The sequence below is a fragment of the Geobacillus sp. LYN3 genome, from assembly GCF_003064505.1.
GTDB lineage: Bacteria > Bacillota > Bacilli > Bacillales > Anoxybacillaceae > Parageobacillus_B > Parageobacillus_B toebii.
Genome location: NZ_QCWL01000001.1, coordinates 487,903 through 495,155 on the forward strand (window position 1 = coordinate 487,903; position 7,253 = coordinate 495,155).

At 38.2% G+C, this 7,253-nt stretch carries 7 protein-coding genes; all 7 read left to right on the forward strand.

All coding sequences use genetic code 11. The features are described 5' to 3' along the window. Window positions 1-6: 6 nt before the first annotated feature. On the forward strand, window positions 7-1,833 hold the full coding sequence (gene walK, locus DCC82_RS02560; protein WP_097353967.1) for a cell wall metabolism sensor histidine kinase WalK: 1,827 nt from the start codon (window positions 7-9) through the stop codon (window positions 1,831-1,833). Then, a complete protein-coding gene (locus DCC82_RS02565) occupies window positions 1,826-3,175 on the forward strand; it encodes a YycH family regulatory protein (protein WP_081189415.1) in 1,350 nt (449 codons plus the stop codon). The genes walK and DCC82_RS02565 overlap by 8 nt, the downstream gene beginning before the upstream one ends. Next, window positions 3,162-3,944, forward strand: a complete 783-nt coding sequence (locus DCC82_RS02570; protein ID WP_015865402.1) for a two-component system regulatory protein YycI — start codon at window positions 3,162-3,164, stop codon at window positions 3,942-3,944. The genes DCC82_RS02565 and DCC82_RS02570 overlap by 14 nt, the downstream gene beginning before the upstream one ends. 5 nt (window positions 3,945-3,949) lie before the next feature. Then, the gene (locus DCC82_RS02575) at window positions 3,950-4,744 is read left to right on the forward strand and encodes an MBL fold metallo-hydrolase (protein WP_015865401.1); all 795 of its coding nucleotides are present in this window, start codon (window positions 3,950-3,952) and stop codon (window positions 4,742-4,744) included. A gap of 161 nt (window positions 4,745-4,905) precedes the next feature. Continuing rightward, window positions 4,906-6,120, forward strand: a complete 1,215-nt coding sequence (locus DCC82_RS02580) for a S1C family serine protease (RefSeq protein WP_097353968.1) — start codon at window positions 4,906-4,908, stop codon at window positions 6,118-6,120. A 75-nt stretch (window positions 6,121-6,195) separates the two neighbouring features. Next, window positions 6,196-6,351, forward strand: coding sequence for a CxxH/CxxC protein (locus DCC82_RS02585; protein ID WP_097353969.1), 156 nt, complete (start codon window positions 6,196-6,198; stop codon window positions 6,349-6,351). Between the two features lie 84 nt (window positions 6,352-6,435). Then, window positions 6,436-6,915: a 23S rRNA (pseudouridine(1915)-N(3))-methyltransferase RlmH gene (rlmH, locus tag DCC82_RS02590; protein ID WP_015865398.1), complete on the forward strand. Its 480-nt coding sequence runs from the start codon at window positions 6,436-6,438 to the stop codon at window positions 6,913-6,915. Window positions 6,916-7,253 lie beyond the last annotated feature (338 nt).

The following is a 7,253-nucleotide window of genomic DNA, read 5'->3' on the forward strand; positions in this document are numbered from 1 at the left end:
AAACAAATGAAAAAAGTAGGCCCATTTCGTTCGATTCATTTCAAGTTTGCCGTTATATACGTTTTGCTTATTCTCATAGCGATGCAAATTATCGGTGTTTATTTTGTTAGAAAGCTAGAAACGGAGTTAGTGCAAAGTTTTAAAAATTCCCTGAATGAACGGGTGACGCTATTAGCGTATAATGTGGAACAAGCGATGAATAAAGAAAGGGATTCGAAAAGTCCGATGTTAGAAGAAGATATCCGCTCCCTTCTCCGTGATTTTGTTTCCGATGACATTTCTGAAGTCCGTGTCATCGATCATAAAGGCAAAGTGTTAGCTACATCGAATCCATATATGCAAAATATCGTTGGAAAGCGGACAACGGAAATTTATGTGAAGCGATCGCTTGTGACTGGGGAAATCGTCGATCAAATGTTCATAGATCAGAAAGGACACCGTATGTATATTTCTTCTACTCCAATTAAATCGAGTGGAGAAATAAAGGGAGTTATTTACATCATTGCTTCGATGGAGAACGTATTCTCACAAATGAAACAAATTAATACAATTTTAGCAACGGGAACCGGAATTGCTCTTGCTATTACGGCTGTACTCGGTGTTCTTTTGTCACGCACGATTACTCGTCCGATTTCAGATATGCGAAAACAAGCGTTAGCGATGACAAAGGGAGATTTCTCCCGCAAAGTAAAAATTTACGGTTATGATGAAATCGGACAATTAGCAATGACGTTTAATAATTTAACGAAAAAGCTGCAAGAAGCACAAGCGACAACAGAAGGGGAACGGCGCAAGCTTGAATCCGTATTAACACATATGACAGATGGAGTGATTGCCACAGACCGCCGCGGCAGAATTATACTCATTAATGATGCCGCCTTAAACATTTTGAATGTTTCACGTGAAACAGTACTGTCGAGTTCCATTATCGATGTACTTGGAATTGGTGACCAATATACGTTTGAAACACTGTTGGAGGAGCGGGATTCGCTCATTTTAGATTTTAGTACGGATGAAGAGCTATATATTTTGCGTGCATCACTTTCTGTGATTCAAAAAGAATCAGGACTTATTAACGGATTAATTGTCGTATTGCATGATATTACGGAACAAGAAAAAATTGACCGCGAACGTAGAGAATTTGTTGCCAATGTTTCACATGAGCTTCGCACTCCGTTAACAACAATGAAAAGTTATTTGGAAGCACTAGCGGAAGGAGCTTGGCAAGATAAAGCGATTGCTCCTCGATTTATCGAAGTAGTACAAACAGAAACAGAACGAATGATTCGCTTAGTCAATGACTTATTACAGCTTTCTAAACTGGATAGTAAAGATTATAAGCTAAATAAATCATGGGTAAATTTTTCGGAGTACTTTCATAAAGTGATTGACCGTTTTGAATTGACAAAAAGCGAAAACATTACGTTTGTGCGAAAAATCCCAAAAGAAGCGATTTTTATTGAAATCGATAAAGATAAAATTACGCAAGTATTAGATAATATTATTTCCAACGCCATCAAATATTCTCCACAAGGCGGAAAAATTACGTTTCGCGTTAGAGAGCTTGCCGATGAAATTATTGTGAGTGTCAACGATGAAGGAGTCGGTATTCCTAAGGCGGATCTCGCGAAAGTGTTCGAACGGTTTTATCGTGTCGATAAGGCAAGATCACGCAAACTCGGCGGTACAGGGTTAGGATTAGCAATTGCGAAAGAATTGGTGATCGCTCATGGAGGAACCATTTGGGCGGAAAGTAAGGAGCATAAAGGAACAACAATTTTCTTTACTTTACCGTTGGAAAGAGATCAAAAGGATGACTGGGACGATGTATGAAGCAGCAAAAACAGTCGTGTTGACGTTTTTAGTATTAGTGAGTATTGTGCTGACGTTTGTATTATGGACATACCACCCAAAATACGATGTTTTGCAAAATGATGAGTACGTTCAGAACGTTTCCGTCAGCAACACCCAAGTAGATCCAGCGATGATTGTTCAACCTTCACAGCTGTTGTTTCATAAAAATAATGCTCATTATGGAATTGTACAAGAAGAAGAAGCAAATCAGATTTTAAAAGAAATCAAAAAATGGTCCATTGATGATTTTGAAAACATTTCCGATACGATTCCAAAAGGAAAATTTTTATCGTTTTTACACGAAAAAGAGAGACTAGAACTCGTTTATCCCGATAGCATCCCTATTGATGTTTATCGTTCCATTTTTCAAATTGAAGACAAAGGAATAAAACATATTAGTTTTGACCGTATAATCATTCCATTAGCGAACAAGGACGAGCTTTCTATTTATTTTATTTCTACGGAAAAACGCAGGGTATATAAAGCAATTGCAACGGACGTATCACTTTCTGAAATTAACAAACTAGCAATGGAATTAGATAAATACCCTCGTTATTTTCCTTATGTAATTAATGAAACAAAGCAAATTTTTTTGCCTGAAAAAGAGGTCACAATGAATCGTCTTCAATATTATACGGACGAGCTTGACTCTGATAAATTTAAAGAGGCGCTGTTTAGCGATCCTAGTTTTGTGAAAAAAGATTTAATTACATTTGGCGAGGAATATACCGATGGATCGCGATTAATGGATGTTGATTTTTTACAGCGAATGTTGTTATATGTAAACCCAGCAGCGCGGACATTGAACGGTAGCGAGAATCAAAAAAACGATCATTTAATTCAAAAGAGCATTGACTTTGTCAATGAGCATGGCGGCTGGACCGATATGTATCGCTTTGCTAGATGGAATGAGGACGAACGGACCGTCGTATTTCGCCTAATAGTCAACAACCACCCTGTATTTAACGAATATGGCATGTCTGAAATAGTACAAATATGGGGAAGCAGCGATCTTGTAAAATATCAGCGTCCTCTATTTCGTTTAGAAGTTGCCGACCGTGTGAATGTGCCAAGGACGTTATTATCCGGTCATGAAGTGATTAAAAAAATAGAAATGATGGAGGGATTTAAAAAAGAATTAGTAAAAGATATTGTGGTAGGATATGAGCTGATAAAAGATCCGGAACGAGAAAAAGTGATTATTTTAGAACCATCATGGTTTTGTTTATACGGTCAGACGTGGAAGAAGATACCTTTAGATGACCAAGAAAAAGAACAAGACAGCAAAAAGAGAGGAGGGAACGTAAGTGGATTGGAGTAAAACAAAAACGATTTTTATTATTACGTTCCTCATCCTCGATTGTTTTTTAGGATATCAATTTATGGAAAAGCGAAATAGCAGCCAATTAGATGTCATTTTGGAAACAACGATTGAAGAACAATTGGAGGCAAACGGCATCACTTATGTAGAGCTTCCAAAAGAAATAACGAAAGCCACTTATGTCAGCGGGAAAAGCAAAAAGTTTACCGATGAAGAAATAAAAAAATTGCCTGGCCAAAAGGTGACGGTAAACGATGGAACCGCTTTGAAAGGGACATTTATTCATCCGATATCGTTAAATTTCAAAGATCCATATCGATTGAAAGAATTTTTACAGCGGCATATTGTCAATGGAAAAAAGTATACGTTTTGGACATTTGACGAAAAGTCAAATACCGTCGTTTGCTACCAAACGTATGATGGAAAAATAATTTACAATAATGAAAGCAGTAAACTATTGATACATTTAAATGAAAAAAGCGAAGCGGTATCGTATGAACAAACGATGTTAGATGATTTACAAAAATATGAGAGAAAACAAGATATCGTCCCAGCTATTAAGGCAATTGAAACGTTATACAAAAAAGGGTATTTACAACCCGGGGACCGCGTCACATCGGTTGAACTAGGGTATTACGGCCTGGTTCAGTTTACCACTTCTCAAGTATTAACGCCGACGTGGCATATCGTCATTAATGGAAAAAAAGACTATTTTATTAATGCATTCGAAGGACAAATCATTAATGATGAAGGAAAAATTTTGGAGTGAGAAAAATGGCGATGCAGTTTAGCGTTTTAGCAAGCGGCAGTACAGGAAATGCATTTTATATAGAAACAGGACAACAGAGGCTGCTTGTCGATGCGGGATTAAGCGGAAAGCAATTAGAACAATTATTCGAGCAAATTGATCGCGATTTGCGTGACTTAACGGCGATTTTAGTGACACATGAGCATAGCGATCATATTAAAGGATTAGGCGTCATTGCCCGAAAGTATAAACTGCCTATTTATGCGAATGAAAAAACATGGAAGGCAATGGAAGGGTTAATTGGCGATATTCCCACCGAGCAAAAGTTTATTTTTCCATTAGGCAAAGTGCGTTCTTTTGGCGATCTTGATGTAGAGTCGTTCGGTGTATCACACGATGCGGCAGAGCCGATGTTTTACGTATTTTATCATGAAGGAAAAAAACTTGCGTTAATTACGGATACAGGCTATGTTAGCGATCGGATGAAAGGGACGATCAAAAATGCCGATGTATTTATTTTTGAAAGCAATCATGATGTGGAAATGCTGCGAATGGGAAAGTATCCGTGGAACGTCAAGCGCCGCATTTTAAGCGATGTTGGTCATGTTTCTAATGAAGAGGCGGGGCTAGCGTTAGCCGATGTGATCGGAGACCGCACAAAACGAATTTATTTAGCGCATCTAAGTCAGGATAATAATATAAAGGAATTGGCTCGGATGACGGTGGCGCAAACGTTGGCAAACAGAGGATTGGCAATCGGAGATCAGTTTGATTTATATGATACTGACCCGAAAATAGCAACGAAACTTGTGTATGTATAATCGCCATTTCGTCAAAAATAGGTAAATATGTTTGTCATGAGTGTTGGTTCATCAGCACGTCTATGTGTTGATAAATGGATTTTCTATTCTTTAAAAGAGTATAATGGGAATAGATATGCTTTCTTATTGAACAATTATCGTTGCTGAAAGGGTTGATGCGCATGGGATATTACGATGATCACTACGAATACCAGCAAAAACAAAAGGGAAACCGTGGCCGCTGGTTTTTTTCCGCGTTAGTTGGCGCTGTTTTAGGAGGGTTATTAGTAGTAATTTCTGTTCCAGCTCTTTCAAAATGGAATGTGCTTCCTTATCAAGTTACACCGAGAGAGAGTGAACAGGTACAAAATGAAGAAACAGCAAAAGAACCTGCTATACGGCAACAAGTTTCTGTCGATGTGTCAAGCCAAGTAACAAAAGCGATTGATAAAGTATCCGATGCGGTTGTTGGCATTGTAAACATTCAAGCAGCGAACTTTTGGTCGCAGGGCGGAGAAGCGGGAACTGGTTCAGGCGTCATCTATAAAAAAGAAAATGGGAAAGCATTTATTGTGACGAACCATCATGTTGTCGAAAACGCCAGTGAATTAGAAGTAAGCTTAAAAGATGGAACAAGAGTGCCAGCGAAGCTGTTGGGAAGCGATGTGTTAATGGACTTAGCAGTATTGGAAATTGATGCGAAGCATGTCAAAAAAGTAGCTGAGTTTGGCAATTCAGATACAGTCAAACCGGGAGAACCAGTCATTGCGATCGGCAATCCGCTTGGGTTGCAATTCGCTGGCTCTGTTACGCAAGGAATTATATCAGGAACGAATCGAACCGTAGAAATTGACTTAGACCAAGATGGTACTCCGGATTGGAATGCAGAAGTATTGCAAACGGATGCTGCCATTAACCCGGGCAATAGCGGTGGCGCCCTTGTCAATATTCAAGGGCAAGTTATTGGCATTAACTCCATGAAAATTGCCCAAGAAGCAGTGGAGGGAATTGGGTTTGCCATCCCAATCAATACAGCGATTCCGGTAATTTCAGATTTAGAAAAATACGGACAAGTACGCCGCCCATATATGGGGGTAGAACTTCGCTCCTTAAGCGATATTTCTTCTTATCATTTGCAAGCAACTTTGCACTTGCCAAAAGATGTGACAGAAGGTGTGGCTGTCATTCAAGTAGTGCCAATGTCTCCAGCAGCGCAAGCGGGATTAAAGCAATTTGATGTGATCGTAGCATTAGATGATCACAAAATTCGTGATGTGTTAGATTTAAGAAAATATTTGTACACAAAAAAATCGATTGGCGATACAATGAAAGTAACATTTTATCGAGACGGCAAAAAACATACAGTGACGATAAAATTAGAGAAAGAATCGTTTTAACCATAAATAAAAAACAAGGAGCGCTATATTCGCTCCTTATTCTTTTTCCACATGTGGATAAAAGGAGATGAGAACATGTTTTTCTGCTGTGAAGAACATATCGATTTAGCCATCGACATGTATGTGGATAAAATGGAACAAGCGCCGAATATTTCGTTTGTTTCTGTGGATAAGTCAGAGAAATCATGCGATTTTTGTACGAATAAAGCCGTATATATAGTAGGGAACTAATGTTTTTTACACAATATGTGGATATATACTGTGTATATGTGGATAAATGTTGTGGATATTTTGTTTGTAAAGTGGGGATGAGTTGTGCATATTCACATTATTTCTGTTGGGAAGTTAAAAGAAAAGTATTTGATGCAAGGGATTGACGAATATAAAAAACGATTATCCAGTTATGCGAAAGTTGATATCATTGAAGTTCCTGATGAAAAAGCGCCAGAACATTTAAGTGAACAAGAAATGGAGCAAATTAAACAGCGGGAAGGGGAACGCATTTTAGCGAAAATTCCCAATGACGCGTATGTGATTGCCTTAGCGATCGAAGGAAAGATGAAATCGTCCGAGCAATTTGCCGCCAGCCTAGACAAACTTGCCACTTACGGAAAAAGCAAAATCGCCTTTATCATCGGCGGTTCGCTCGGCTTAAGCAAACAAGTGATGCAGCGCGCCGATGAAGCGTTATCGTTTTCCAAAATGACGTTCCCGCACCAGCTGATGCGTCTCATTCTCCTTGAACAAATTTACCGTGCGTTTCGGATTAACCGGGGGGAACCGTATCATAAGTAACGGTAAACTTTTTAATTTGAATAATTTTAGGGATTAAGTTTACTCATTCCATCTTTAGGAATGAGTATTTTTTATTTACGTTTGGAGGAATTTTTTGTATATTGTCGAATTATTGGATTGCTAGTCGATGATGATTTTTATAACTAAAGTGTTTTCACATTAAATAATTAACTGTATAAAAGTGACTGTCTATTTAAAAACAGGATGGAACTTTATTATGCTTTAACAGATTTATGTGGAGAGGGGATGTTTATCATGATGATGTATAACTCACATTTCGCACCCTAACAAGGTCAAAACAAAGGATTTTTTATTTAGTTTTTCAGAATAACTTTTTG

Excerpts from the sequence above, each read along its gene's own strand:
- walK (WP_097353967.1), top strand. The coding sequence starts at position 7 with ATGAAAAAAGTAGGCCCATTTCGTTCGATTCATTTCAAGTTTGCCGTT.
- DCC82_RS02565 (WP_081189415.1), top strand. The coding sequence starts at position 1,826 with ATGTATGAAGCAGCAAAAACAGTCGTGTTGACGTTTTTAGTATTAGTG.
- DCC82_RS02575 (WP_015865401.1), top strand. The coding sequence starts at position 3,950 with ATGGCGATGCAGTTTAGCGTTTTAGCAAGCGGCAGTACAGGAAATGCA.
- DCC82_RS02580 (WP_097353968.1), top strand. The coding sequence starts at position 4,906 with ATGGGATATTACGATGATCACTACGAATACCAGCAAAAACAAAAGGGA.
- DCC82_RS02585 (WP_097353969.1), top strand. The coding sequence starts at position 6,196 with ATGTTTTTCTGCTGTGAAGAACATATCGATTTAGCCATCGACATGTAT.